We start from the raw sequence: 24,397 nt of genomic DNA on the forward strand, positions 1-24,397 counted from the left end.
ATCACCCCGCCAGGTCCAGAATTCGTACAACAAGCTGCGAGAAGCTCATCCCTGCCTGACGCGCCGCCATGGGCACCAGGCTATGACTGGTCATGCCAGGAGAGGTGTTTGCTTCCAGCAGATAAAACTGGCCATCGCTGTCCAGCATCACATCAATTCGCCCCCAGCCGTAACAGCCAAGACTATCCCAGGCTTTTTGCACCAGAGCCTGGATTTCTGCCTCGCGCGCGGAATCTTCCAGGCCAGGGCAGAAATATTGCGTTTCATCAGAGAGATACTTTGCTTCATAATCATAGAAGGTTCCAGCCGCCTGGATACGTATTGACGGTAAAATTTCTTCTCCGACGATAGCGACGGTAAATTCCGGCCCACTGAGCCATTTTTCAATCAGAACTTCGTCATCATGCTGAAAAGCCAGCGTCAATGCATTTTGTAATGCACAACTTTCGCTGACTTTGGACATACCGACGCTGGAACCTTCGCGACTGGGTTTAACAATCAACGGCAGTCCGAGGGCGGAAATCTGCTGTTCTACCTCAGCGGAAAGCCCCGCGGTAAACTGTTTACGCGTTAGCGCAACCCACGGCGCAACCGGCAGCCCGGCGCCCTGCCACAGCAGTTTGCTGCGCAGCTTATCCATTGAGATAGCGGAAGCCATCACGCCGCTGCCGGTATAGGGGAGTTGAATCAGCTCCAGCAGACCCTGCAACGTACCATCTTCACCGCCGCGACCGTGCAAGGCAATAAACGCTTTCTGAAAACCCATATTTTTCAATTGGGTAATATCCACGTCGCGCGGGTCGACCGGGTGCGCATCGACCCCGGCTTCGCGCAGGCCGGCGATCACCGCCGAACCTGAATTGAGAGAGACTTCACGTTCAGCGGAGGTTCCGCCAAAGAGGACCGCGATTTTATCAGCCATGGCGCTCCTCCTGCGATTTTTGCGGCTGCAATTTGATTTCCGCCAGGTGACGGGCGATTTTACCGATATTTCCCGCCCCCTGAACCAGCACCAGATCGTTGCCGGTCAATACTGAAGCCAGCATCTCTGCCGCCTGCGCCGGGTCGGAAACCAGAATCGGGTCGACTTTACCGCGGCCGCGAATCGTACGGCACAGCGAGCGGCTGTCGGCGCCAGGAATAGCGGCTTCGCCCGCGGAATAAACGTCCAGCATCAGCAGCGCGTCAACCTGAGTCAGCACGTTGGCGAAATCATCGTACAGATCGCGCGTACGGGTAAAACGGTGCGGCTGAAACAGCATCACCAGGTTTTTATCCGGCCAGCCCGCTCGCGCCGCTTTGATGGTGGCATCCACTTCCGTAGGATGATGACCATAATCATCGATCAGCATCGCGGTACCCTCTTTACCGTTAACTTCAGCTAAGGGGTATTCGCCAAGGAAATCAAAGCGACGGCCGGTGCCCTGGAAGCTTTCCAGCGCGCGCAAAATAGCGTCATCATCAATGCCCTCTTCCGTGGCAACGGCCACCGCCGCCGCCGCGTTCAGCGCGTTGTGGCGACCCGGTGCGTTCAGCGTCACCTGAATGACCTCTTTATCCTGGCGAACCAGACGGAAATGGCCCTGAGCGCCAACCTGACGATACTCTTCCACGCGAACGTCGGCATCATCGCTAAATCCGTAGGTGGTGAGCTGGCGGCCAACGCGCGGCAGCAGTTCACGAATCACCGGATCGTCCACGCACATCACCGCGCGTCCGTAGAACGGCAGGTTGTGCAGGAAGTTAATAAACGTCTGCTTCAGGTTTTCAAAGTCGCCGTGATAGGTATCCATATGATCGGCTTCGATATTGGTCACGATAGCGACCATCGGCTGTAAATGCAGGAACGAGGCGTCGCTTTCGTCCGCTTCGGCAATCAGGTAACGACTATGGCCAAGGCGCGCGTGCACGCCAGCGGCTTTGACCAGACCACCGTTCACGAAAGTAGGATCCAGCCCGGCTTCAGCGTAAATGCTCGAGACCATCGCCGTGGTTGTGGTCTTTCCGTGCGTGCCGGCAATGGCAATACCGTGGCGAAAACGCATCAGCTCCGCCAGCATCTCGGCGCGGCGAATAACCGGAATACGCGCTTCGTGGGCGGCGACGATTTCCGGGTTATCCGCAGAAATCGCGCTGGAAACCACGACAACGCTCGCATCGCGCACGTTTTCAGGGCGATGGTTGAAATAAATAGTGGCGCCAAGCTGAGTCAACTGCTGGGTCACCGGATTCGGCGCCAGGTCGGAGCCGCTAATCTGATAACCTTCGTTGGCCAGAACTTCGGCAATACCGCCCATGCCGGCACCGCCAATGCCAACAAAGTGAATGTGCCGGACGCGACGCATCTCGGGCACTATGGAACGCAGTTTTGCCAGATCTTGTGTATTCATTCTTTACGCCATCAACTTCTTTATTCGGACGGTGATCATCACCGCGATTAACGCGCCAGTGCTGCGGCGCTCACTTCTTCTGCTACCCGTTCGGTCGCGTCCGGAATCGAGGCTCTGCGCGCTCGCTCCGCCATATCCAGCAGCGTCTCGCGATCCCAACCCGCCAGGGTTTGCGCAACGGCCTCCACGGTAAACTGCGGCTGCTCAAGGATCTTCGCTGCCCCTGCCTTCTCTAACGGCAGCGCATTCCAGTACTGCTGACGATCTTTGTGCTGAAAAGGCACAAACAGCGCCGGTAAACCCGCGGCGGCAATTTCGCTCACCGTCAGCGCCCCGGAACGACATACGACAACATCAGCCCAGGCATAAGCCGCCGCCATGTCGTCAATAAATTCGGTGACTTTGTGCTGCGGCTGGCCGGCGTCGGAATAGGCCTGCTGTACGCTCTCCTGGCCCCCTTTACCGCTCTGGTGCCAGATGGTAACAGCAGAACCCAGCTTCGCCGCCACCTGCGGCATCGTCTGATTGAGCACGCGCGCGCCCTGCGAGCCGCCGACGACTAATACGCGAATCGGCCCCTGGCGCCCGACTAACCGCTGCTCCGGCAGCGGCAGCGCCAGCACATCGGTGCGAACCGGGTTGCCAACAACGTCGGCATGCGGGAAAGCGCCGGGAAATGCCTGCATGACCTTTTTGGCAATTTTCGCCAGCCATTTATTCGTCAGGCCGGCAATCCCGTTCTGTTCATGCAGGACAACCGGGATCCCCAGCGACCATGCCGCCAGACCGCCGGGTCCGGAAACATAGCCGCCCATGCCCAGCACCACGTCCGGCTGAAAACGCTGCATAATCGCTCGCGCCTGACGCCAGGCGTTGAAAATACGCACCGGCGCCAGCATCTGCGCCTTCAGGCCCTTGCCGCGCAGGCCGGATATCTGAATGAAATCAATTTCAATGCCGTGCTTCGGCACTAAATCCGCTTCCATACGATCCGCGGTACCCAGCCAGCGGACCTGCCAGCCCTGGTCCATTAAATGGTGCGCAACCGCCAGTCCCGGGAACACGTGTCCGCCGGTACCGCCTGCCATCACCATTAAGCGCTTTTCCTGACCGCTCATCGAACACCCCGTGTAAACGCCTGGGCTTTTTCCAGACGCGTTTCATAATCAATTCGTAACAGCAACATGATCGCCGTCGACATAATCAGCAGGCTCGAACCGCCGTAACTGATCAGCGGCAGCGTCAGGCCTTTGGTTGGTAGCATCCCCGCCGCCGCGCCGACGTTAACCAGCGCCTGAAAGCTAAACCAGATCCCAATGGCGCAGGCCAGAAATCCGGAGAAACGGTGGTCAATCTCCAGCGCTTTGCGGCCAATGGACATGGCGCGAAAAGCGACGAAGAATACCATTAAAAGTGCGAGTACCACACCGATATAACCGAGCTCTTCACCGATAATGGCGAAGATGAAATCGGTGTGCGCCTCGGGCAAATACTCCAGCTTCTGGACCGAATTGCCCAGGCCCTGCCCCCACATTTCGCCGCGACCAAAGGCCATCAGCGACTGGGTTAGCTGGTAGCCGCTGCCGAACGGATCTTCCCACGGGTTCCAGAAAGAGGTCACGCGGCGGATACGGTACGGTTCAGCCAGAATCAGCAGTACGACCGCCGAAAGCCCCATCCCGATAATGGCGATGAACTGCCACAGCTTGGCTCCCGCCAGGAACAGCATGGCCAGGGTGGTCACAAACAGCACGACGACGGTACCGAGGTCAGGCTGCGCCAGCAGTAAAATCGCCAGTACGAAAATCACGCCCATCGGCTTTAAGAAGCCGCGCAGGTTGTTACGCACTTCGTCGCCTTTACGCACGAGGTAGTTGGCGATGTAGCAGAACAGCGACAGCTTGGTAAACTCCGCAGGCTGGATACGCAGCGGCCCCAGCGCAATCCAGCGCGACGCCCCGTTAACCGAGCTGCCGACCACCAGAACAATCAGCAGCATGACGATAGAGGCGATCAGCATCGCGGTACTGTGGCGCTGCCAGAACTCCATCGGCAGGCGCAGCGTCACCATCGCCAGCCCTAGCGCCAGCAGAATGTATAAGCCATCGCGCTTGGCAAACAGAAACGGATCGTTCGCCAGACGCTGGCCTACCGGCATCGACGCCGAGGTCACCATAATGAAGCCTATTGCGGCCAGGCCAAAGGTCAGCCACAGCAGCATCCGGTCATACATCACCAGGCTATCGGTATCTTTTTGCCGCGAGCCCATCACCCAGCCTTTCAGCGCGGCGAACAGCCATGCGAAAATAAACATTCCCGGCAGACGCGGCAGTCTCAGCCGTGGCATTTTCAGGCGCGGGAGTGATAAACGCATCAACCTAACTCCTTCGCCAGGCGAGCAAAGATGTCGCCGCGTTGTTCAAAGTTTTTAAACTGATCGAGGCTGGCGCACGCGGGAGACAGCAGCACCATATCACCCGCGACAACCTGCGGCGCAATCTGGCGCATCGCCTGCTCCATGGTTTCCGTTTGCACGGCGACGTCCGGGCGAAGGGCCGCCAGCTGCGCGCCGTCGCGGCCGAAGCAGTACAGGCGAACGTTGTCGCCGGTCAGGTAACGGCTTAACGGCGTGAAATCAGCGGATTTCCCATCGCCGCCCAGCAGCAGATAGAGCGTTCCATCAAGATGCAGTCCATTGAGCGCCGCTTCAGTACTGCCGACGTTGGTGGCTTTAGAATCGTTGATCCAGCGCACGCCGTTGTGCTCCAGCACCAGTTGGAAACGATGCGCCAGCCCGGTGAATGTGGTCAGCGCTTTCAGGCTACTGGCGCGCGGCAGACCCGCCGCGTCCGCCAGAGCCAGGGCCGCAAGCGCGTTACTGTAGTTATGCTGGCCGCTAATCTTCATCTCTTTGACGTTGAGCACTTTCTCGCCTTTGACGCGCAGCCAGGTTTCTCCCTGCTGGCGGTTCAGGTGATAGTCGCCAACGTCAACGCCGAAGCTGATGCAGCGATCGTCAGCGCCGCGTACCGGCATGGTTAACGCATCGTCGGCATTGACGATACAGGCCCGGGCGTTCTCATAAACGCGCAGTTTGGCGGCGCGATACTGCTGAAGCCCCAGCGGATAGCGGTCCATATGATCTTCGGTGACGTTAAGGATCGTCGCCGCGGCCGCCCGCAGGCTGGAGGTGGTTTCCAGCTGGAAGCTGGAAAGCTCCAGGACATAGAGTTCGCGCTCAGGATCCAGCAGCATCAGCGCCGGCAGGCCAATATTGCCTCCGACGCCAACGTTCAACCCCGCCGCTTTCGCCATTTCTCCCACAAGGGAAGTCACGGTGCTTTTACCGTTGGAACCGGTGATCGCAATAATCGGCGCCTGCGCCTCGCGGCAGAACAGTTCAATATCGCCGACTATTTCTACCCCCGCATCCGCCGCGGCGCTCAGGGAAGGATGCGCCAGCGCGATGCCAGGGCTGGCGACAATCAGGTCCGCCGTCAACAGCCAGTCTTCGTTCAGACCGCCGACATAGCGCTCAACGGCTTCCGGCAGCTTGTCCAGCCCCGCCGGCGCAACGCGGGTATCCATCACCCGCGGCGTCACGCCGCGAGCCATTAAAAAGTCCACGCATGACAGGCCGGTCATACCCAGCCCAATAATGACGACTTTTTTACCCTGATAATCTGCCATGATTAACGTACCTTCAGCGTCGCCAGGCCAATCAGCACCAGCATCAGCGAAATAATCCAGAAACGCACGATAACGCGCGGTTCCGGCCAGCCTTTCAGTTCATAGTGATGGTGAATCGGCGCCATGCGGAAGATGCGCTGACCGCGCAGCTTGAAGGAGCCGACCTGCAGAATCACCGAGAGCGTTTCCACCACAAATACGCCGCCCATAATCACCAGCAGGAATTCCTGGCGCAGCAGCACGGCGATAATCCCCAGCGCGCCGCCGAGTGCCAGCGAACCCACATCGCCCATAAAGACCTGTGCCGGATAGGTGTTAAACCACAGGAAGCCCAGGCCCGCGCCGACAATCGCCGTACAGACGATCACCAGTTCACCGGCGTGACGCAAATAAGGGATATGCAGGTAGTTGGCGAAATTCATGTTCCCGGTCGCCCAGGCAACCAGCGCGAAGCCGGCGGCAACGAATACGGTTGGCATAATCGCCAGCCCATCAAGGCCGTCGGTCAGGTTGACCGCATTACCGGTCCCGACGATAACAAAATAGGCCAGCAGGACGTAGAACAGGCCCAGCTGCGGCATCACGTCTTTAAAGAACGGCACCACCAGCTGAGTCGCCGGCGTATCTTTACCCGCCATATACAGCGCAAAGGCGACGCCCAGCGCAATCACCGACATCCAGAAGTATTTCCAGCGGGCAATCAGGCCCTTGGTATCTTTGCGAACCACCTTACGGTAGTCATCAACGAAGCCGATGATGCCGTAGCCCACCAGTACCGTCAGCACGCACCAGACGTAGGGGTTAGATGGATAGGCCCACAGCAGAACGGAGACAACAATGGCGGTCAGGATCATGATCCCGCCCATGGTCGGCGTACCGCGCTTACTAAAGTGAGATTCCGGGCCATCGTTACGTACAACCTGGCCAAAGGAGAGTTTTTGCAGACGGGCGATCATGCGCGGGCCCATCCACAGAGAGATGAACAGCGCGGTCAGCAGGCTGACAATGGCGCGAAACGTCAGGTAGGAAAAGACGTTAAAGCCTGAATAATATTTGACCAAATGTTCGGCCAGCCATACTAACATGTTCCGTTCTCCTGTAATGCGCGTACTACCACTTCCATGGCGGCACTACGTGAACCCTTCACTAAAATGGTCATAATTTTATGTTCTGCGGTGAGCTCGCGCAGGCGGGTCACCAGCGCGGCCTTCTCGCTAAAATGTTCGCCAACGCCGCTGGCGCCGCTGATCTCTGCGCTCAACGTACCGACGCTCAGTACGCGATCGAGCCCGGCCGCTTTTGCCGCTTCGCCCACCTGACGATGGCACGCCTGGCTTTCCGCGCCGAGTTCGGCCATATCGCCGACGACCAGTACCCGGTAGCCCGGCATCTCAGACAGCACCTGTACCGCAGCGGTCAGCGAGCCGACGTTGGCGTTATAGGAATCATCCAGCAGCAGCTGGCTGTCGGTCAGCTGAATCGGGAATAACCGCCCCGGTACCGCTTTCAGATCTTTCAGACCCGCTTTGATCGCCTCATGCGTCGCCCCCACCGCCATTGACAGCGCCGCGGCAGCCAGCGCGTTGGCGATGTTATGGCGCCCCGGCAGCGGTAGCAGTACATCAACGCTGCCCGTTGGGGTCTGCAGAGTAAATTCAGTCCCGTGCGAGGTCACATGAACGCTGGTTGCCGTGAAATCGCTGTGGGCGGCGTTCGGCGAAAAACGCCAGGTTTTACGCTCGCCAATCACGCTTTGCCAGTTCAGCCAGTCATTATTGTCGGCGTTCATAATCGCGATGCCGTTGAGCGGCAGACCGGTGTAAATTTCGCCCTTGGCTTTCGCCACGCCTTCCAGAGAGCCAAATCCTTCCAGGTGCGCGGCGGCCAGGTTATTCACTAACGCGGCTTCGGGACGGGTCAGGCTAACGGTCCAGGCAATTTCCCCCTGGTGATTAGCGCCTAACTCGATGACCGCATAGTCATGTTCTTTGGTGAGACGCAGCAGCGTCATCGGCACGCCGATATCGTTGTTCAGGTTACCTGCGGTATACAGCGTATTGCCGCACTGGCTCAGAATCGCCGCGGTCATCTCTTTAACCGAGGTTTTTCCGGAAGATCCGGTCAGCGCGACCACGCGCGCCGGCACCTGCTGACGCACCCACGCGGCCAGTTCGCCAAACGCCAGACGCGTATCCTTCACCACCACCTGCGGTAGATCGCAGGCCAGATGACGGCTGACCAACAGCGCGCCCGCGCCGGCAGCTTTCGCCTGTTCGGCAAAGTCATGCGCATCAAAGCGCTCGCCTTTTAGCGCCACGAACAGGCAGCCCGCCGTGATTTTACGGGTATCGGAGGTGACGTCATCAATCGCCACATCGCGGCCGTGCAGCTCGCCATGCGTGATGCCGGCGAGCTGGCTGAGAGTCAAGCGAATCATGCTACCGCCCCCAGCAGACGCGCTACGGTGACGCGGTCAGAGTAATCGAGTCGGCGATTGCCGACGATTTGATAGTCCTCGTGGCCTTTGCCCGCCACCAGAACGACGTCGTTTTCTTTCGCCTGCATCACCGCATTAGTGACCGCTTCCGCACGACCTTCCACCGCCCTGGCATGGCCCGCGTCCAGCATGCCGGCCAGAATGTCGTTGATAATCGCCCGCGGCTCTTCGGTGCGCGGGTTGTCGTCGGTGACAACCACGATATCAGCAAACTCTTCGGCGATAGCGCCCATCAGCGGACGCTTGCCTTTGTCGCGATCCCCGCCGCAGCCAAATACGCACCACAGTTTACCGCGACAGTGCAGACGCGCCGCCTGCAGCGCTTTTTCCAGCGCATCAGGCGTGTGGGCATAATCAACGACCACGGTCGGTTTACCCGGCGCGGCGAACACTTCCATACGCCCGCATACCGGCTGCAGGCGCGCGGCGGTTTTCAGCAGATCGGCAAGCGGATAGCCTAGCGCCAGCAGGGTGGCTAAGGCCAGCAGCAGATTGCTGACGTTAAAGGCGCCCATCAGGCGGCTTTCGATCTCGCCATTCCCCCAGCTGGAGGCAAACTGAATGGTGGCGCCCCTATCGTGATAGCTCACGGCGGTCGCTTTGAGCCAGCGGCCCCGGCAGTTCGGGTTAATGTGATCTTCCATCGATACGGCAACCGCATCCGGCAGCTTCGCCAGCCAGCGGCGACCGACTTCATCGTCCGCATTAACAATCGCCTGCCCGCAATGGTGGGTTGAGTAGAGCAGCCATTTCGCCGCTTCGTAATGTTCCATATCACCGTGGTAATCGAGGTGATCGCGGCTCAGGTTGGTGAAGACCGAGGCGGCAAACTGCAGCGCGGCTACGCGATGCTGCACCAGCCCGTGGGAAGAGACTTCCATCGCGGCGAACGTCGCCCCCTGCCCTGCCAGGCCAGAGAGTACGTGTTGAACATCAACGGCCGAACCGGTGGTGTTTTCCGTTGGGATAACTTTCTCCAGCAGGCCATTGCCTACGGTTCCCATTACCGCGCTGGTTTCCCCCAGCAGCTGCGCCCACTGCGCCAGCAGCTGTGTCGTGGTGGTCTTACCGTTAGTCCCGGTGACGCCCACCAGGCGCAGTTGTTCCGAAGGCTGATGGTAAAAACGCCCGGCCAGCGCGGATAAGCGCTCGTTGAGTTGGCTCAGATAGATAACCGGCACACCGTGCATTTCACGGATTTCGCCGTCATGGGCCTCATCTTTGGCCTCAGCAATAATGGCAGCAACACCTTGCGCTATCGCCTGCGGGATATAACGACGCCCGTCCGCCTGATGACCTAAAACCGCGACAAAAAGATCGCCAGAAGCAGCCACCCGGCTGTCCAGCGTCATTTCTCGCAGAATTCGCTCCGGCGCATTTGGCACCCACGGAGCGAGAAGGTCGCGCAAATTACGATCTGCCACCTGTTCCCTCGCCTTGATTAATCACTAATTCACTTTTTTCAGCCGTTGCCAGCGCATCCGGTTCAATGTTCATGGTGCGCAGTACGCCGCCCATGATGGCACCGAAGACCGGCGCGGAAACGGCGCCGCCGTAGTATTTACCCGCCTGCGGATCGTTGATCACCACCACCAGCGCAAAGCGCGGATGGCTGGCGGGCGCAACGCCTGCGGTGTAAGCAATGTATTTGTTGATGTAGCGGCCGTCGGGCCCTACTTTTTTCGCCGTACCGGTTTTAATGGCGATGCGATAGCCTTTGATCGCCGCCTTCACGCCGCCGCCGCCGGGCAGCGCCACGCTTTCCATCATATGAACAACGGTACGAACGAGTGATTCCGGGAAGACGCGCTCGCCCGGAACCGGTGGATCAACTTTGGTAATCGACAGCGGGCGATATATGCCGTAGCTGCCGATCGTTGCGTAGACTCGCGCTAACTGTAACGGGGTTACCATTAGCCCATAGCCGAAAGAAAAGGTGGCCCTCTCTATGTCAGACCACCGTTGTTTTTGAGGGTATAAGCCACTGCGTTCTCCGACCAACCCCAAATTGGTCGCTTTTCCGAGTCCAAAACGTGAGTAAGTATCTACTAACGCTGAGGACGGCATCGCTAACGCCAGCTTAGAAACACCGACGTTACTCGACTTCTGTAGTACCCCGGTCAGGGTCAATTCGCTGTAGCGCGCCACGTCTTTGATTTCGTGGCCGTTAATTCGATAGGGAATGGTGTTCAGTACGGTATTTTCGTTAACAATGCCGCGCTGAAGCGCCGTCATCACCACCATCGGCTTCACCGTTGAGCCCGGCTCAAACACGTCGGTAATGGCGCGGTTACGCATCGTATCTTTGGAGGTACCCGCGAAATTATTCGGGTTGTACGACGGGCTGTTGGCCATCGCCAGCACTTCGCCGGTGTTAACGTCGACCAGAACCGCGGTACCTGACTCCGCTTTGTTGAATGCCACCGCATTATTCAGCTCGCGATACACCAGCGCCTGCAGGCGTTCGTCAATGCTCAGCGCCAGGTTATGCGCGGCCTGGCTATCGGTGGACGAAATATCTTCGATTACCCGACCATAGCGGTCTTTACGCACGATACGCTCGCCGGGCTGGCCGGTAAGCCACTTATCAAAGCTCTTCTCTACGCCCTCAATCCCCTGGCTATCGACGTTAGTGAAGCCAATGAGGTGAGCGGTTACTTCGCCAGACGGATAGTAGCGGCGGGACTCTTCCCGCAGATGAATCCCCGGCAGCTTCAATTTACGGATGTAGTCGGCCATATCAGGGTTCACCTGACGCGCCAGATAGATAAAACGCATCCGTGGATTGGTATTGATGCGCGATGCCAGCTGATCCAGCGGCATATTCAGCGCATCGGCCAGCGCCTTCCAGCGGTTGTCCAGGGTCACGCCCCCGGCTTCATGCAGCTCTTTCGGGTCAGCCCAGATAGCTTTTACCGGCACGCTCACCGCCAGCGGGCGGCCGGAACGATCGGTTATCATTCCGCGCGCGGTAGAGACTTCCTGCACGCGCAGAGAACGCATATCGCCCTGGCGTACCAGCATGTCCGGGCTAATCACCTGTAGCCAGGCCACGCGGCCCAGCAGGAAGCCCAGCGCCAGCAGAATACAGCCGCACAGCAACGCAAAACGCCAACTGATAAAGTTGGCCTGTTCTTCCTGACGTTTTGCTTTTGGCGTTTTCGGCGCTGCTTTCATGCGTCGCAATAATCCTTATTTCTGTACAACGATATTTTCTTGTGATGGATCGACGTGCTGCATCTGCAGCTTCTCGGTCGCGATCCGCTCAACCCGACTGTGATCGCCGAGAGCATTTTCTTCGAGGATCAGGTTGCGCCATTCAATATCCAGCGCGTCGCGTTCCAGCACCAGCTGTTCGCGCTGCGCGGTTAAGAGGCGAGTATGGTGCGCCGTTGTCACCACCGTAATCGCCGTAATAATGATGCAAATGAACAGGCAGAGTGGCAGCTTCCCAAACCGCAGAAGGTCGTCTCCGATCACGCCAGGCAAAGCATGGCGCTCGTTGCTTCCTATCGACCCTTTCACCTTGCTTAGGGCTTCTGTCACTCTGCCGATCATGCGTTCGTCCTCTCTGCAATACGCAGAACTGAACTACGGGCACGAGGATTTTCAGCTACCTCTTTTTCGCCCGGCATCAACTTGCCTAATGCTCTTAGCTCACGGCCGCCCAGTTTTTTAAGCTGCTCTTCGGTCATCGGTAACCCTGCCGGAACCTGCGGACCGCGGCTTTGCTCGCGCATAAAGCGCTTCACAATACGGTCTTCCAGCGAGTGGAAACTGATAATAGAGAGCCGCCCGCCCGGGGCCAGCACGCTGAGCGAGCTTTTTAGCGCCTGCTCTATCTCCTCCAGTTCACTGTTCACCCAAATGCGCACCGCCTGGAAGGTACGGGTCGCGGGATGTTTGAATTTATCTTTCACCGGCGTCGCCGCCGCAACGACCTCCGCCAGCTCTTTGGTACGCGTCATCGGTTCCACGCGGTTGCGTTCAACGATGGCGCGGGCAATGCGTTTACCAAAGCGCTCTTCGCCGAAGGTTTTGATGACCCAGGCGATATCGGCTTCGTCGGCGGTTTGTAGCCATTCAGCGGCTGACTGGCCGCGCGTCGGATCCATGCGCATATCCAGCGGACCATCGCGCATAAAAGAGAAGCCACGTTCAGCGTCATCCAGCTGCGGTGAGGAGACGCCAAGATCGAGCAGAATACCGTCGATCTTGCCGGTTAGATTGCGCTCGCCAACATAGTCGGCCAGCTGAGAAAAAGGACCATGAACGATGGAAAAGCGGGGATCATCGATAGTTTTCGCGACGGCAATAGCCTGCGGGTCGCGATCGATCGCCAGCAGGCGTCCCTCCGCTCCCAGCTGGGAGAGAATCAGGCGCGAGTGACCGCCGCGGCCAAAGGTACCATCAATGTAGATACCGTCAGGACGAATATTCAGGCCGTTAACGGCTTCATCCAGAAGTACCGTAGTGTGTTTATAATTTTCCATCATTTTACAAAGACAAATCCTGCAGGCGCTCCGACAGTTCCCCGGAAGCGGACTGCTCAGCGTCGATATCTTCCTTGACCCGTTGATACCAGGTCGTTTCGTCCCACAGCTCAAACTTATTGAACTGCCCGACCAGCATCACTTCTTTTGTCAGCCCGGCGTGTTGCCGCAGCACCGGGGCGATTAATAGCCTCCCGGCGCTATCCATCTGACATTCGCTGGCATGTCCCAGAAGCAAACGCTGTACGCGCCGCTCGGTGGGGTTCATGCTCGATAAACGCGATAATTTTTGCTCGATGATTTCCCATTCAGGCAAAGGGTAAAGCAGCAGGCACGGGTGATGGATGTCAATGGTGCATACCAATTGACCGGAAGCGTTCTCGATCAGCCCGTCGCGGTAGCGCGTCGGTACGGCCAGACGGCCTTTACTGTCGAGATTGACTAACGTTGCCCCACGGAACATGCCAGCCTCACCCCTTTTCGCCACTTTACCCCACAAATTCCCACAAGAAGGAGTTTACGGAGCGGAGGAAAAGCTTGTCAAGCCAGCACGGATGCCAACAGAGCTCAAAAACCCATTATTTACAGCCGATATTCGCCCTGAGGAAAAATCAACCAACAAACGAGGCAAATTAACGTTATGAATATCGGTAAGAAAACAACCAACAAACTTGTAACAGTTAAAGCAGCAAAATATCTTCGAAGGGAAAATATAAAGTGTCAGTTTGCGACGCGAGCGGCATTTTAGGCCATTCTGATGACCGTTAACAGCACCAGTTTTCACAGGAGAGGCACTCTTACTGCGGGGTACAGCGCTTATCGCTACCATAATAGCGAGGAAATGAGTGTTAATTCAGCAACTCACCCGCTGAATGTAACAAAATAATACAAATAAATACGCTAATCCTTTTATGGGCTAATTAAACCGTGGAATAAATGGCACGAAGAATAAAATTAAAAGAGATGTCAGGAAGATTAAGGATTTGTCTGAAAGATCCTTAACCCTGCAATTTTTACGTCATCTCAGCGGATTATCGCCAGACGCGTCTCCGTCTGGCGAATGCTCTACGAATAATCCTGGTCACGCGCTTAGCGGCGATTCAGGCTGCCGCGACGATAAAGATTGCGCCGGATACGGCTTAACCCTGGTTTCGGCTTACGCGGTTCATCAAGGCTGGCGAGCACGATCTCCAGCACACGCTCCGCCACGTCGCGGTGGCGCTGGGCCACGGCTAAAACGGGACACTGGAGGAAATCCAGCAGCTCATTATCGCCAAAAGTGGCAATAGCCAGCTCGGAAGGCAGCTTCCCTTCCCGGCGCAGCGTGACGTCCATCACGCCCTGCAGCAGCGGAAACGAAGTCGTAAACAGCGCCTGAGGCATTGGATGCGTTTCCAGCCACTTTTCAAAGAGCTGCGCCGCGGCTTCGCGCTCGTAGCTGTTTGCATAGAGGAAATGCACCTCTCGCGGATCGTCCTTCCATGCCGTACGGAATCCCTGCTCGCGCAGGAAGCTCACCGAAAGCTCCGGCAGCGCGCCAAGGTACAGCACCGTTTCAGCCGGAAACTTACGCAATTCCGCACCGAGCATTTCAGCATCGTCCTGATCGGCGCCCACCACGCTGGTGAAGTGCTCTCGATCGAGCGCGCGGTCGAGCGCGACAATCGGGAACGGATCGTTAGCCCAGCGCTGATAGAACGGATGTTCAGGCGGTAATGAGGTGGAAACGATTATCGCGTCGACCTGACGCTGCAGCAGATGCTCAATGCAGCGCATTTCGTTATCCGGCTGATCCTCGGAGCAGGCGATCAATAGCTGATAGCCGCGCTGGCGCGCCTGACGCTCCAGGTAATTAGCGATGCGCGTATAGCTGGTGTTTTCCAGGTCCGGGATAACCAGACCAATGGACCGCGTACGTCCTGCACGCAAGCCTGCAGCAACCGCATTCGGATGATAGTTGTGCTCACGAACCACCGCCATCACCTTTTCAACAGTTTTATCGCTAACGCGATACTGCTTCGCTTTCCCATTAATCACATAGCTAGCGGTCGTTCGCGAGACACCGGCCAGCCGGGCGATTTCATCCAGTTTCACAATTGCCCCTTGGGTAATAAGTACAGAACATAACCATTCTTCAGGTATGGATTCGTTTTTATAACATCTAAGCGCAGAAAAGTAAGCGCAGCAACCGCTTTAGTCCACAGTTCCCACCGATTTCGCAAAAAAATAGCCCGACAGGCTGTGTCGGGCTATTTTTACGTCAGTTTCAGCGGCTCAGCGCATGATTTTGTCGCCGCGCGACAATCCGACTACGCCCGAGCGGGCGACTTCAACAATTCGCGCCACGTCGCGCAGCGAAGCCAAAAACGCATCCAGCTTATCGCTGGTTCCCGCCAGCTGAACGGTATAGATAGACGGCGTGACGTCGATAATTTGCCCACGGAAGATTTCCGTATTGCGCTTGACCTCATCGCGTCCATAGCCGCTGGCCTGGACCTTTACCAGCATAATTTCACGCTCAACGTGCGCGCCTTGTCCAAGCTCGTTAACGCGCAGCACGTCGACCAGCTTGTGCAGCTGCTTTTCTATCTGCTCAATCGCTTTCTCATCGCCAACGGTTTGAATAGTCATTCTGGATAACGTCGGATCGTCCGTCGGCGCTACCGTCAGGCTTTCAATATTATAACCGCGCTGTGAAAAGAGGCCGATCACGCGGGATAGCGCGCCCGATTCGTTCTCCAGTAATACTGATAATATCCGGCGCATAATCAGGTCCTCTCCGTTTTGCTCAGCCACATCTCGTCCATACCGCCGCCGCGAATCTGCATGGGGTATACATGCTCACTGCCGTCAACCGTTACATCAACGAAAACCAGTCGATTATTACGCACCTGCTCCAGCGCCTCAGCGAGCTTCGCTTCCAGCTCCTGCGGGTCGCTGATACGAATCCCCACGTGGCCGTAGGCTTCCGCGACGCGAGCAAAATCAGGCAATGACTCCATATAGGATTGTGAATGACGGCCAGAGTAAAGCATATCCTGCCACTGCTTCACCATCCCGAGGTAGCGGTTATTGAGGTTCAGCACCAGCACCGGCAGCTCGTACTGCAGCGCGGTGGAGAGCTCCTGAATATTCATCTGGATGCTGCCATCGCCGGTCACGCAAATCACCGTTTCTTCCGGCAGCGCCATCTTCACGCCCAGCGCGGCGGGAAGGCCAAATCCCATCGTTCCCAGACCACCTGAGTTGATCCAACGCCGCGGTTTGTCGAAAGGATAATAAAGCGCCGCGAACATCTGATGCTGACCCACATCGGACGTCACGTACGCATCGCCGTGCGTCAGCCGCCAGATGGTCTCAATTACCGCCTGCGGTTTAATCTTGCCGCTTTGCGTGTCGTACTGCAGGCAATGACGCGCGCGCCACTGCTCAATCTGCTGCCACCAGTCGCGGATTTCATCCAGCGGCTGCTGCGTCTCTTCATGGTCGAGCAGTTCCAGCATCTGTTCCAGTACCAGGCGGGCGTCGCCAACGATAGGCACGTCGGCAGGAACGGTCTTGGATATCGAAGTGGGATCGATATCAATATGCAGCACCGTCGCGTTCGGACAGTACCGGGCCAGATTATTCGTTGTACGATCGTCGAAGCGCACGCCGACGGCGAAAATCACGTCGGAATGGTGCATGGTCATATTGGCTTCATAGGTCCCATGCATGCCCAGCATCCCTAACGCCTGCTGATGCGAGGCAGGGAAGGCGCCCAGCCCCATCAGCGAAGACGCCACCGGCAGCTTCAGTTTCTCAACCAGCGCAAATAGCTGCGGTTCACACTGCGCGTTTATTGCCCCGCCACCGACGTAAACCACCGGTTTTTTGGCCGCCACCAGCGTCTGCAGCGCACGTTTAATCTGCCCTTTATGACCCGACGTCGTCGGATTATAAGAGCGCATGCTGACCGTATCTGGCCAGGCGTACGGCAGTTTTTTCGCCGGATTGAGAATATCTTTCGGTAGATCCACGACGACCGGGCCGGGACGCCCGCTGGCCGCCAGCCAGAACGCTTTTTTCAGCACGCCGGGAATATCTTCGGTTTGCTTAACCAGAAAGCTGTGTTTTACCACCGGTCGGGAGATCCCCACCATGTCGCACTCCTGGAAAGCATCGTAGCCAATTAAGGACGTCGCGACCTGACCGGAAAGAATCACCAGCGGAATGGAATCCATATAAGCCGTCGCAATGCCGGTAATCGCGTTAGTCGCCCCCGGACCCGAGGTCACCAGGACTACCCCGACCTCGCCCGTTGCGCGCGCAAGGCCATCCGCCATATGCACGGCAGCTTGCTCATGGCGGACCAGTACGTGATCGATTCCGCCAAGGGTATGTAACGCATCATAGATATCGAGGACCGCGCCCCCGGGATAACCGAACACCTGCTTGACGCCCTGATCGACCAGCGACTGGACGACCATTTCGGCTCCTGACAACATCTCCATGGTTTGCCTCCCGGCTTATAGTTTTTAACGACAGCGGAATCCGATTTCCGCGCGCTCGCACAAGACGAAGCGCAAAAGCTTCGTCCTGAGGTGAATAGACTGCATGCCGTTACCATAACTGCTCGCTAACGGGCAGGCAATTGGCGACCGTCGGCACCTAAGAGGCATTAAAAGGATAAAAGAAAGGTTCGCAGCTAAAACACGGTGAAAAACTTCGGAGATAAGAAAATATGATAGTCAATGCTCGGGGAAAATAACCAACTACAGCAAATCATCCATTTTTTAACGGGCAGCGCCGGGGGCGGACAAGCGCAAACAGAATAAAATTCTACGTTTAGTGATTTTTGTCACACAAAGCAGGAGCCGAAGCCCCCGTTTGTATCGCGACCGTTTAGCGCTGGCAGATATTGACCAGCAATTCTTCCATCCACTGATGCCCTTTATCACGGCCCGCCGCTTCATGCCATGAAAGATAGCAGGTACGGCTATTCACTTTCAGCGGCAACGGTAATATTTGCAGATCCAGCTTATCGGCAAACTCGCTGGCTAACCAGCGCGGTGCGATAGCAACCATATTGGTCTGGGAAACCACATTTAATACGCTGACCATCGCGTTACCTTGATAAGCAATACGCGATTGTTTATCCGCGGTGTCATACCACGGCTGGCTAAATGAAGCGTAGCGATCGAGAGCGACAACCGCGTGCTCCTCCTGATAAATATCATTTTCCATCATTGGGCCAGAAATACGCGGATGTTTCCGGCTCGCCACCAGCACCATTTCATCTTTAAATAAAGGCACGCAGGCAAACTCAGGGCGACGAAACTCTTCATAACCAATAACGAATTCAATTTCCTGATAACGTAATTGATGTTCCGTGTTTTGATTCAATGCCGATTTAAAGACCAAATGAATGTTGGGCGCAATCTCGCCAACTTTATTGAAAATAACCGAAGTCAATGCATTATCCAGCGGGCTGCAAACACATAAATTAAAGACCCGCTCGCTGCTGAGCGGCTCGAAGCCCGAGCCCGGCAACTCGTTCTGCACTAATTGTAATGCCTGTCGTACAGAACCAAATAGCTGATAAGCACGCGCCGTTGGCTGGATGCCGCGCCCATAACGAACAAACAGCTCATCATTAAACATCACTTTCAGTCTTGATACGGCATTGCTGACCGCCGGCTGCGACATCCCCAGGGAATGTGCCGCACGGGTGATATTTTGTTCCTGCATTACCGCATCAAATACGGTTAACAGATTCAGGTCGACCATTCTCAGCTGAGGTTTTGCGTTTTCCACCTCTGAGTCCGGCTTATATTCAGTATTTTCTTTTAACATATTTAACTCCACTGTCACGCTAAATTCCCTTTGCCAAAGTGCAGTAATTAATTCTGAAAATATCATTTACCATGCATATGACATTTACAAAAGGGCAAAGATGAATTTTAGGAATATATTAAGGTTATGAGTGGCGACGAAAATTCTGCGGTTGAACGTACTCGCAACCCCCTAACCATATTGTTTACTTGATAAAACCAAGTGTACCCATAAATATCAAAAATAAACAATAACAGCAGCGGTTAACTATAATTTAAGCACTATTACAATATCGGTTTAAGCTGCCCTTAACATTCACATTTTATTATCATTGATAATTCCCCCTTACAAACATGGACACATTCAGCAAACAAATAAATTCAGCTATTTCATTAAGATATGATTCTGGCCAGGCGCGCTATCCTTGCGGCTCTCAGCGAAAATCAAAATTATCAAATAGTGAAAATATCTCAACATGCGCTGATGTCCTAAAAAGGATCATCGGCAAAAAAGCGCGATCGTCAGCACAATTAGCTAATTCTTCTCGCGGGTAAAAAGACCTTTTCTTCACCCAAGGGTTGACATCAAACCCCATATCCAGTAACTCTAAATGCATAACGATTTCATCTGGAGCATGACGCAATGATTCGCAGCATTCGCTTTCTCAGCCTACTACTACTAAACGCATCCATTTTGCGCGGTAGGCTGTTGGGCGACGTTCATCGTTAAGTCATCTTCCAGCAAGACTATAAAACCCGCGCCAATGCGCGGGTTTTTTTATGCTCGTAAGCAAGGCGCCAGGACACAGACCAAGGATCTAAACCATGAGCCAGCAAGTCATTATTTTCGATACGACCTTACGCGACGGTGAACAAGCGTTACAAGCCAGCCTGAGTGTGAAAGAGAAACTGCAGATTGCTATGGCCCTGGAGCGGATGGGCGTTGACGTCATGGAAGTGGGCTTCCCAGTCTCGTCTCCAGGCGACTTTGAATCCGTGCAAACCATCGCGCGCACGATCAAAAACAGCCGCGTTTGCGCCCTGGCCCGCTGCGTAGAAAAAGATATCGATGTTGCAGCAGAATCATTAAAAGTGGCGGAAGCGTTCCGTATTCACACTTTTATCGCCACCTCGCCGATGCATATCGCCACCAAGCTGCGCAGTAACCTGGATGAGGTTATTGAACGTGCCATCTATATGGTGAAGCGCGCACGCAACTACACTGACGATGTCGAGTTTTCCTGTGAAGACGCTGGCCGTACGCCGATTGCCGATCTGGCTCGCGTCGTTGAAGCCGCGATTAATGCAGGCGCAACAACCATCAATATTCCGGATACCGTCGGCTACACCATGCCGTTCGAATTCGCCAACATCATCACCGGTTTGTACGAACGCGTGCCTAACATCGACAAGGCCATTATCTCCGTCCATACCCATGACGACTTAGGCATCGCGGTCGGTAACGCCCTCGCAGCGGTCCACGCCGGCGCTCGCCAGGTCGAAGGCGCGATGAACGGTATCGGCGAACGCGCCGGCAACTGCTCGCTGGAAGAAGTGATCATGGCGATTAAAGTGCGCAAAGACATTATGAATGTGCACACCCGCATTAATCACCAGGAAATCTGGCGTACCAGCCAGACCGTCAGCCAGATTTGCAATATGCCGATCCCTGCCAACAAAGCTATCGTCGGAACCGGCGCCTTTGCCCACTCTTCCGGTATTCACCAGGACGGCGTGCTGAAGAATCGCGAAAACTACGAAATCATGACGCCGGAATCTATCGGCCTGAACCAGGTGCAGCTGAACCTGACCTCACGCTCCGGCCGCGCGGCGGTGAAACACCGCATGGAAGAGATGGGCTATAAAGACACCGACTACAACATGGACCATCTGTATGACGCATTCCTCAAGCTGGCGGATAAAAAGGGCCAGGTATTTGACTATGACCTGGAAGCGTTAGCCTTCATTAATAAACAGCAGGAAGAACCGGAGCATTTCCGCCTGGATTACTTCAGCGTGCAGTCCGGCTCCAGCGATATCGCAACCGCCTCCGTGAAGCTGGCATGCGGTGATGAAACAAAAGCTGAGGCCGCCAACGGTAACGGCCCGGTGGACGCCATTTATCAGGCCATTAACCGCATCACCGGCTATGAGATTGAGCTGGTCAAATATGATCTCAACGCCAAGGGTCAGGGTAAGGATGCGCTGGGCCAGGTGGACATCGTGGCGAACTACAACGGCCGCCGCTTCCACGGCGTGGGTCTGGCGACGGATATCGTGGAATCTTCCGCGAAAGCCATGGTTCACGTCCTGAACAATATCTGGCGCGCCGCTGAAGTCGAAAAAGAATTGCAACGCAAAGCTCAGAATAAAGAGAACAATAAGGAAACCGTGTAATGTCGAAGAATTACCATATTGCTGTTTTACCAGGTGATGGTATTGGCCCGGAAGTCATGAACCAGGCGATGAAAGTACTGGAAGCCGTTCGCCACCGTTTTGATATGCGCATTACCACCAGCCAGCACGACGTCGGCGGTGTCGCCATCGATCGTCAGGGCACTCCCCTGCCGCAGACTACCGTCGAAGGCTGCGAACAGGCCGACGCGATCCTGTTTGGCTCCGTTGGCGGACCGAAATGGGAGCACCTGCCGCCCGCGGAGCAGCCGGAGCGCGGTGCGCTGCTGCCCCTGCGTAAGCATTTCAAATTATTCAGCAACCTGCGCCCGGCTAAGCTGTACCAGGGCCTGGAAGAGTTTTGCCCGCTGCGCGCCGATATCGCCGCTAACGGCTTCGACATTTTATGCGTCCGCGAACTGACCGGCGGCATTTACTTCGGCCAGCCGAAAGGCCGTGAAGGCAGCGGCCAGCATGAGAAAGCGTTCGATACCGAGGTGTATCATCGCTTTGAGATTGAGCGTATCGCCCATATTGCGTTCGAGTCCGCCCGCAAGCGTCGCCACAAAGTGACCTCGATTGATAAAGCGAACGTGCTGCAGTCTTCTATTTTGTGGCGTGAAATCGTTAGTGAAGTCAGTAAGCAGTATCCTGACGTTGAGCTGTCGCATATGTATATCGACAACGCCACCATGCAGCTGATCAAAGATCCGTCCCAGTTTGACGTCCTGCTGTGCTCCAATCTTTTCGGCGACATCCTGTCTGACGAATGCGCCATGATTACCGGTTCAATGGGCATGCTGCCGTCCGCCAGCCTCAACGAGCAAGGCTTTGGTTTATATGAACCCGCAGGCGGCTCCGCGCCGGATATCGCCGGTAAAAACATCGCTAACCCCATCGCGCAGATCCTCTCCCTGGCGCTGCTGCTGCGCTATAGCCTGGATGCCGATAACGCGGCAACCGCGATTGAAAATGCGATCAACCGCGCATTAGAAGAAGGCGTACGTACCGGCGATTTAGCGCGCGGCGCGGCGGCGGTCAGTACCGATGAAATGGGCGATATCATTGCCCGCTATGTCGCTGAAGGGGTGTAATCATGGCGAAGACGTTATACGAAAAGTTGTTCGATGCTCACGTGGTTTATGAAGCGCAAAACGAAACCCCGCTGCTGTATATTGACCGCCATCTGGTTCACGAAGTGACCTCGCCGCAGGCGTTTGACGGTCTGCGCGCCCACAAGCGCCCGGTACGTCAGCCGGGCAAAACCTTCGCCACGATGGATCACAACGTTTCGACGCAGACGAAAGACATTAACGCGTCCGGCGAAATGGCGCGTATCCAGATGCAGGAGTTAATTAAAAACTGCAAAGAGTTCGGCGTGGAACTGTACGATCTGAACCACCCTTTCCAGGGCATCGTCCACGTGATGGGGCCGGAACAGGGCGTCACCCTGCCGGGTATGACCATCGTCTGCGGCGACTCACACACGGCAACCCATGGCGCATTCGGCGCGCTGGCCTTCGGTATCGGCACCTCTGAAGTCGAACACGTCCTGGCTACGCAGACGCTGAAGCAGGGCCGCGCTAAAACCATGAAGATCGAAGTTAAAGGTAAAGCGGCTCCAGGCATCACCGCCAAAGATATCGTTCTGGCGATCATCGGTAAAACCGGCAGCGCCGGCGGTACCGGGCACGTTGTTGAATTTTGCGGCGAAGCCATTCGCGATTTAAGCATGGAAGGCCGCATGACCCTGTGCAATATGGCTATCGAAATGGGCGCGAAAGCAGGCCTGGTGGCGCCGGACCAGACCACATTTGATTACGTGAAAGGCCGCCTGCACGCGCCGAAAGGCGAAGATTTTGCCGAAGCCGTCGCTTACTGGAAAACCCTGACCACCGATGATGGCGCGACCTTTGACAGCGTTGTCACCCTGCAGGCGGAAGAGATTGCCCCGCAGGTCACCTGGGGCACCAACCCAGGCCAGGTCATCTCCGTCACCGATATCATCCCGGACCCGGCATCATTCACCGACCCGGTAGAGCGCGCGAGCGCGGAAAAAGCGCTGGCCTATATGGGCCTGAAATCTGGCGTACCGTTAACCGACGTGGCGATTGATAAAGTCTTTATCGGCTCCTGCACCAACTCGCGTATCGAAGACTTACGCGCGGCGGCCGAGATCGCGAAAGGCCGTAAAGTGGCGCCGGGCGTTCAGGCGCTGGTCGTGCCAGGCTCTGGTCCGGTAAAAGCGCAGGCCGAAGCCGAAGGCCTGGATAAAATCTTTATTGAAGCCGGTTTTGAGTGGCGTTTACCCGGCTGCTCCATGTGCCTGGCGATGAACAACGACCGCCTGAACCCGGGCGAGCGCTGCGCCTCCACCAGCAACCGTAACTTTGAAGGCCGTCAGGGCCGCGGCGGACGCACTCACCTGGTCAGCCCGGCCATGGCAGCCGCGGCGGCCGTGACCGGTCATTTCGCCGATATCCGTAGCTTGAAATAAGGAAACCATCATGGCAGAGAAATTTACCCAACATACCGGCCTGGTGGTTCCGCTGGACGCCGCGAACGTCGATACCGATGCAATCATTCCAAAGCAGTTTCTGCAGAAAGTTACGCGTACCGGTTTTGGCGCCCATCTGTTTAACGACTGGCGCTTCCTGGACGACAAAGGCGAACAGCCTAACCCGGAATTCGTGCTGAACTTCCCGGAATATAAAGGCGCCTCTATCCTGCTGGCGCGGGAAAACTTCGGCTGCGGCTCTTCGCGCGAGCACGCGCCGTGGGCGCTGACCGATTACGGTTTTAAAGTCGTCATCGCGCCGAGCTTCGCCGATATCTTCTACGGCAACAGCTTTAACAATCAGCTGCTGCCGGTCACCCTGAGCGAAGCGCAGGTCGATGAGCTGTTTAAGCTGGTCCACTCTCAGCCGGGCATTAAGTTTGAAGTCGATCTGGAAGCCGAAGTGGTTAAAGCAGGCGATAAATCTTACAGCTTTAAAATTGACGCTTTCCGCCGCCACTGCATGCTGAACGGTCTGGACAGCATCGGCCTGACTTTGCAGCATGAAGAGGCGATCTCAGCCTATGAGAAAAAACAGCCGGCCTTTATGAATTAAGGCAGCC

At 56.1% G+C, this 24,397-nt stretch carries 21 protein-coding genes; 5 read left to right on the forward strand and 16 right to left on the reverse strand.

What is annotated here, in order from left to right:
• Position 1: 1 nt before the first annotated feature.
• The 16 genes from ACESQ2_RS17880 to leuO all read right to left on the reverse strand — a co-directional run bounded on the left by ACESQ2_RS17880 (position 2) and on the right by leuO (position 18,923).
• Positions 2–922, reverse strand: coding sequence for a D-alanine--D-alanine ligase (locus ACESQ2_RS17880; RefSeq protein ID WP_373171038.1), 921 nt, complete (start codon positions 920–922; stop codon positions 2–4).
• Positions 915–2,390, reverse strand: coding sequence for a UDP-N-acetylmuramate--L-alanine ligase (gene murC / locus ACESQ2_RS17885; RefSeq protein WP_014227921.1), 1,476 nt, complete (start codon positions 2,388–2,390; stop codon positions 915–917). Before murC ends, ACESQ2_RS17880 begins: the two co-directional genes overlap by 8 nt.
• A 47-nt stretch (positions 2,391–2,437) precedes the next feature.
• Positions 2,438–3,508 carry an undecaprenyldiphospho-muramoylpentapeptide beta-N-acetylglucosaminyltransferase gene (gene murG, locus ACESQ2_RS17890; protein ID WP_014837405.1) on the reverse strand — a complete coding sequence of 357 codons (1,071 nt, stop codon included), beginning with the start codon at positions 3,506–3,508 and terminating at the stop codon, positions 2,438–2,440.
• Positions 3,505–4,764 carry a cell division protein FtsW gene (gene ftsW, locus ACESQ2_RS17895; RefSeq protein WP_004098587.1) on the reverse strand — a complete coding sequence of 420 codons (1,260 nt, stop codon included), beginning with the start codon at positions 4,762–4,764 and terminating at the stop codon, positions 3,505–3,507. The genes murG and ftsW overlap by 4 nt, the downstream gene beginning before the upstream one ends.
• On the reverse strand, positions 4,764–6,080 hold the full coding sequence (gene murD, locus ACESQ2_RS17900; protein ID WP_049069188.1) for a UDP-N-acetylmuramoyl-L-alanine--D-glutamate ligase: 1,317 nt from the start codon (positions 6,078–6,080) through the stop codon (positions 4,764–4,766). Before murD ends, ftsW begins: the two co-directional genes overlap by 1 nt.
• A 2-nt stretch (positions 6,081–6,082) precedes the next feature.
• Entirely contained in the window at positions 6,083–7,165 is a 1,083-nt protein-coding gene (mraY, locus tag ACESQ2_RS17905; protein ID WP_004098585.1) for a phospho-N-acetylmuramoyl-pentapeptide-transferase, read from the reverse strand.
• Positions 7,159–8,517 carry a UDP-N-acetylmuramoyl-tripeptide--D-alanyl-D-alanine ligase gene (gene murF / locus ACESQ2_RS17910; protein WP_049069190.1) on the reverse strand — a complete coding sequence of 453 codons (1,359 nt, stop codon included), beginning with the start codon at positions 8,515–8,517 and terminating at the stop codon, positions 7,159–7,161. Before murF ends, mraY begins: the two co-directional genes overlap by 7 nt.
• Entirely contained in the window at positions 8,514–10,001 is a 1,488-nt protein-coding gene (murE, locus tag ACESQ2_RS17915) for a UDP-N-acetylmuramoyl-L-alanyl-D-glutamate--2,6-diaminopimelate ligase (RefSeq protein ID WP_368767675.1), read from the reverse strand. The genes murF and murE overlap by 4 nt, the downstream gene beginning before the upstream one ends.
• Positions 9,988–11,754, reverse strand: a complete 1,767-nt coding sequence (locus tag ACESQ2_RS17920; RefSeq protein WP_004098582.1) for a peptidoglycan glycosyltransferase FtsI — start codon at positions 11,752–11,754, stop codon at positions 9,988–9,990. The genes murE and ACESQ2_RS17920 overlap by 14 nt, the downstream gene beginning before the upstream one ends.
• Before the next feature lie 15 nt (positions 11,755–11,769).
• Positions 11,770–12,135 (reverse strand): cell division protein FtsL, encoded by a 366-nt coding sequence (gene ftsL / locus ACESQ2_RS17925; RefSeq protein WP_002888550.1) that lies wholly within the window; start codon positions 12,133–12,135, stop codon positions 11,770–11,772.
• The gene (gene rsmH / locus ACESQ2_RS17930) at positions 12,132–13,073 is read right to left on the reverse strand and encodes a 16S rRNA (cytosine(1402)-N(4))-methyltransferase RsmH (protein ID WP_004098579.1); all 942 of its coding nucleotides are present in this window, start codon (positions 13,071–13,073) and stop codon (positions 12,132–12,134) included. The genes ftsL and rsmH overlap by 4 nt, the downstream gene beginning before the upstream one ends.
• Before the next feature lies 1 nt (position 13,074).
• Entirely contained in the window at positions 13,075–13,533 is a 459-nt protein-coding gene (mraZ, locus tag ACESQ2_RS17935) for a division/cell wall cluster transcriptional repressor MraZ (protein ID WP_009654608.1), read from the reverse strand.
• A 626-nt stretch (positions 13,534–14,159) separates the two neighbouring features.
• Positions 14,160–15,164, reverse strand: a complete 1,005-nt coding sequence (gene cra, locus ACESQ2_RS17940; protein ID WP_004098577.1) for a catabolite repressor/activator — start codon at positions 15,162–15,164, stop codon at positions 14,160–14,162.
• Between the two features lie 180 nt (positions 15,165–15,344).
• Positions 15,345–15,836 carry an acetolactate synthase small subunit gene (gene ilvN, locus ACESQ2_RS17945; RefSeq protein WP_004098573.1) on the reverse strand — a complete coding sequence of 164 codons (492 nt, stop codon included), beginning with the start codon at positions 15,834–15,836 and terminating at the stop codon, positions 15,345–15,347.
• Between the two features lie 2 nt (positions 15,837–15,838).
• On the reverse strand, positions 15,839–17,563 hold the full coding sequence (ilvI, locus tag ACESQ2_RS17950; protein ID WP_025106489.1) for an acetolactate synthase 3 large subunit: 1,725 nt from the start codon (positions 17,561–17,563) through the stop codon (positions 15,839–15,841).
• A 391-nt stretch (positions 17,564–17,954) separates the two neighbouring features.
• The gene (gene leuO / locus ACESQ2_RS17955; RefSeq protein ID WP_086073947.1) at positions 17,955–18,923 is read right to left on the reverse strand and encodes a transcriptional regulator LeuO; all 969 of its coding nucleotides are present in this window, start codon (positions 18,921–18,923) and stop codon (positions 17,955–17,957) included.
• A 603-nt stretch (positions 18,924–19,526) separates the two neighbouring features.
• Here leuO and leuL point away from each other — a divergent pair.
• From leuL to leuD, 5 genes are all read left to right on the forward strand, one after another.
• A complete protein-coding gene (gene leuL / locus ACESQ2_RS17960) occupies positions 19,527–19,613 on the forward strand; it encodes a leu operon leader peptide (protein WP_009654551.1) in 87 nt (28 codons plus the stop codon).
• A gap of 95 nt (positions 19,614–19,708) precedes the next feature.
• Positions 19,709–21,280 carry a 2-isopropylmalate synthase gene (leuA, locus tag ACESQ2_RS17965; RefSeq protein ID WP_004098567.1) on the forward strand — a complete coding sequence of 524 codons (1,572 nt, stop codon included), beginning with the start codon at positions 19,709–19,711 and terminating at the stop codon, positions 21,278–21,280.
• Positions 21,280–22,371, forward strand: a complete 1,092-nt coding sequence (gene leuB, locus ACESQ2_RS17970) for a 3-isopropylmalate dehydrogenase (RefSeq protein WP_004098566.1) — start codon at positions 21,280–21,282, stop codon at positions 22,369–22,371. Before leuA ends, leuB begins: the two co-directional genes overlap by 1 nt.
• Before the next feature lie 2 nt (positions 22,372–22,373).
• Positions 22,374–23,774 carry a 3-isopropylmalate dehydratase large subunit gene (gene leuC / locus ACESQ2_RS17975; protein ID WP_373171042.1) on the forward strand — a complete coding sequence of 467 codons (1,401 nt, stop codon included), beginning with the start codon at positions 22,374–22,376 and terminating at the stop codon, positions 23,772–23,774.
• A 10-nt stretch (positions 23,775–23,784) separates the two neighbouring features.
• Positions 23,785–24,390: a 3-isopropylmalate dehydratase small subunit gene (gene leuD / locus ACESQ2_RS17980; RefSeq protein WP_014227913.1), complete on the forward strand. Its 606-nt coding sequence runs from the start codon at positions 23,785–23,787 to the stop codon at positions 24,388–24,390.
• Positions 24,391–24,397 lie beyond the last annotated feature (7 nt).

The sequence above is a fragment of the Klebsiella sp. Q11 genome (genome assembly GCF_964241505.1).
GTDB classification, from domain to species: Bacteria; Pseudomonadota; Gammaproteobacteria; order Enterobacterales; family Enterobacteriaceae; genus Klebsiella; species Klebsiella michiganensis.

Bases quoted from the DNA above. Each gene is read 5' to 3' on its own strand.
- ACESQ2_RS17880 (WP_373171038.1), bottom strand. From the start codon at position 922: ATGGCTGATAAAATCGCGGTCCTCTTTGGCGGAACCTCCGCTGAACGT.
- murC (WP_014227921.1), bottom strand. From the start codon at position 2,390: ATGAATACACAAGATCTGGCAAAACTGCGTTCCATAGTGCCCGAGATG.
- murG (WP_014837405.1), bottom strand. From the start codon at position 3,508: ATGAGCGGTCAGGAAAAGCGCTTAATGGTGATGGCAGGCGGTACCGGC.
- ftsW (WP_004098587.1), bottom strand. From the start codon at position 4,764: ATGCGTTTATCACTCCCGCGCCTGAAAATGCCACGGCTGAGACTGCCG.
- murD (WP_049069188.1), bottom strand. From the start codon at position 6,080: ATGGCAGATTATCAGGGTAAAAAAGTCGTCATTATTGGGCTGGGTATG.
- mraY (WP_004098585.1), bottom strand. From the start codon at position 7,165: ATGTTAGTATGGCTGGCCGAACATTTGGTCAAATATTATTCAGGCTTT.
- murF (WP_049069190.1), bottom strand. From the start codon at position 8,517: ATGATTCGCTTGACTCTCAGCCAGCTCGCCGGCATCACGCATGGCGAG.
- ACESQ2_RS17920 (WP_004098582.1), bottom strand. From the start codon at position 11,754: ATGAAAGCAGCGCCGAAAACGCCAAAAGCAAAACGTCAGGAAGAACAG.
- ftsL (WP_002888550.1), bottom strand. From the start codon at position 12,135: ATGATCGGCAGAGTGACAGAAGCCCTAAGCAAGGTGAAAGGGTCGATA.
- rsmH (WP_004098579.1), bottom strand. From the start codon at position 13,073: ATGATGGAAAATTATAAACACACTACGGTACTTCTGGATGAAGCCGTT.
- mraZ (WP_009654608.1), bottom strand. From the start codon at position 13,533: ATGTTCCGTGGGGCAACGTTAGTCAATCTCGACAGTAAAGGCCGTCTG.
- ilvN (WP_004098573.1), bottom strand. From the start codon at position 15,836: ATGCGCCGGATATTATCAGTATTACTGGAGAACGAATCGGGCGCGCTA.
- ilvI (WP_025106489.1), bottom strand. From the start codon at position 17,563: ATGGAGATGTTGTCAGGAGCCGAAATGGTCGTCCAGTCGCTGGTCGAT.
- leuL (WP_009654551.1), top strand. From the start codon at position 19,527: ATGATTCGCAGCATTCGCTTTCTCAGCCTACTACTACTAAACGCATCC.
- leuA (WP_004098567.1), top strand. From the start codon at position 19,709: ATGAGCCAGCAAGTCATTATTTTCGATACGACCTTACGCGACGGTGAA.
- leuB (WP_004098566.1), top strand. From the start codon at position 21,280: ATGTCGAAGAATTACCATATTGCTGTTTTACCAGGTGATGGTATTGGC.
- leuC (WP_373171042.1), top strand. From the start codon at position 22,374: ATGGCGAAGACGTTATACGAAAAGTTGTTCGATGCTCACGTGGTTTAT.
- leuD (WP_014227913.1), top strand. From the start codon at position 23,785: ATGGCAGAGAAATTTACCCAACATACCGGCCTGGTGGTTCCGCTGGAC.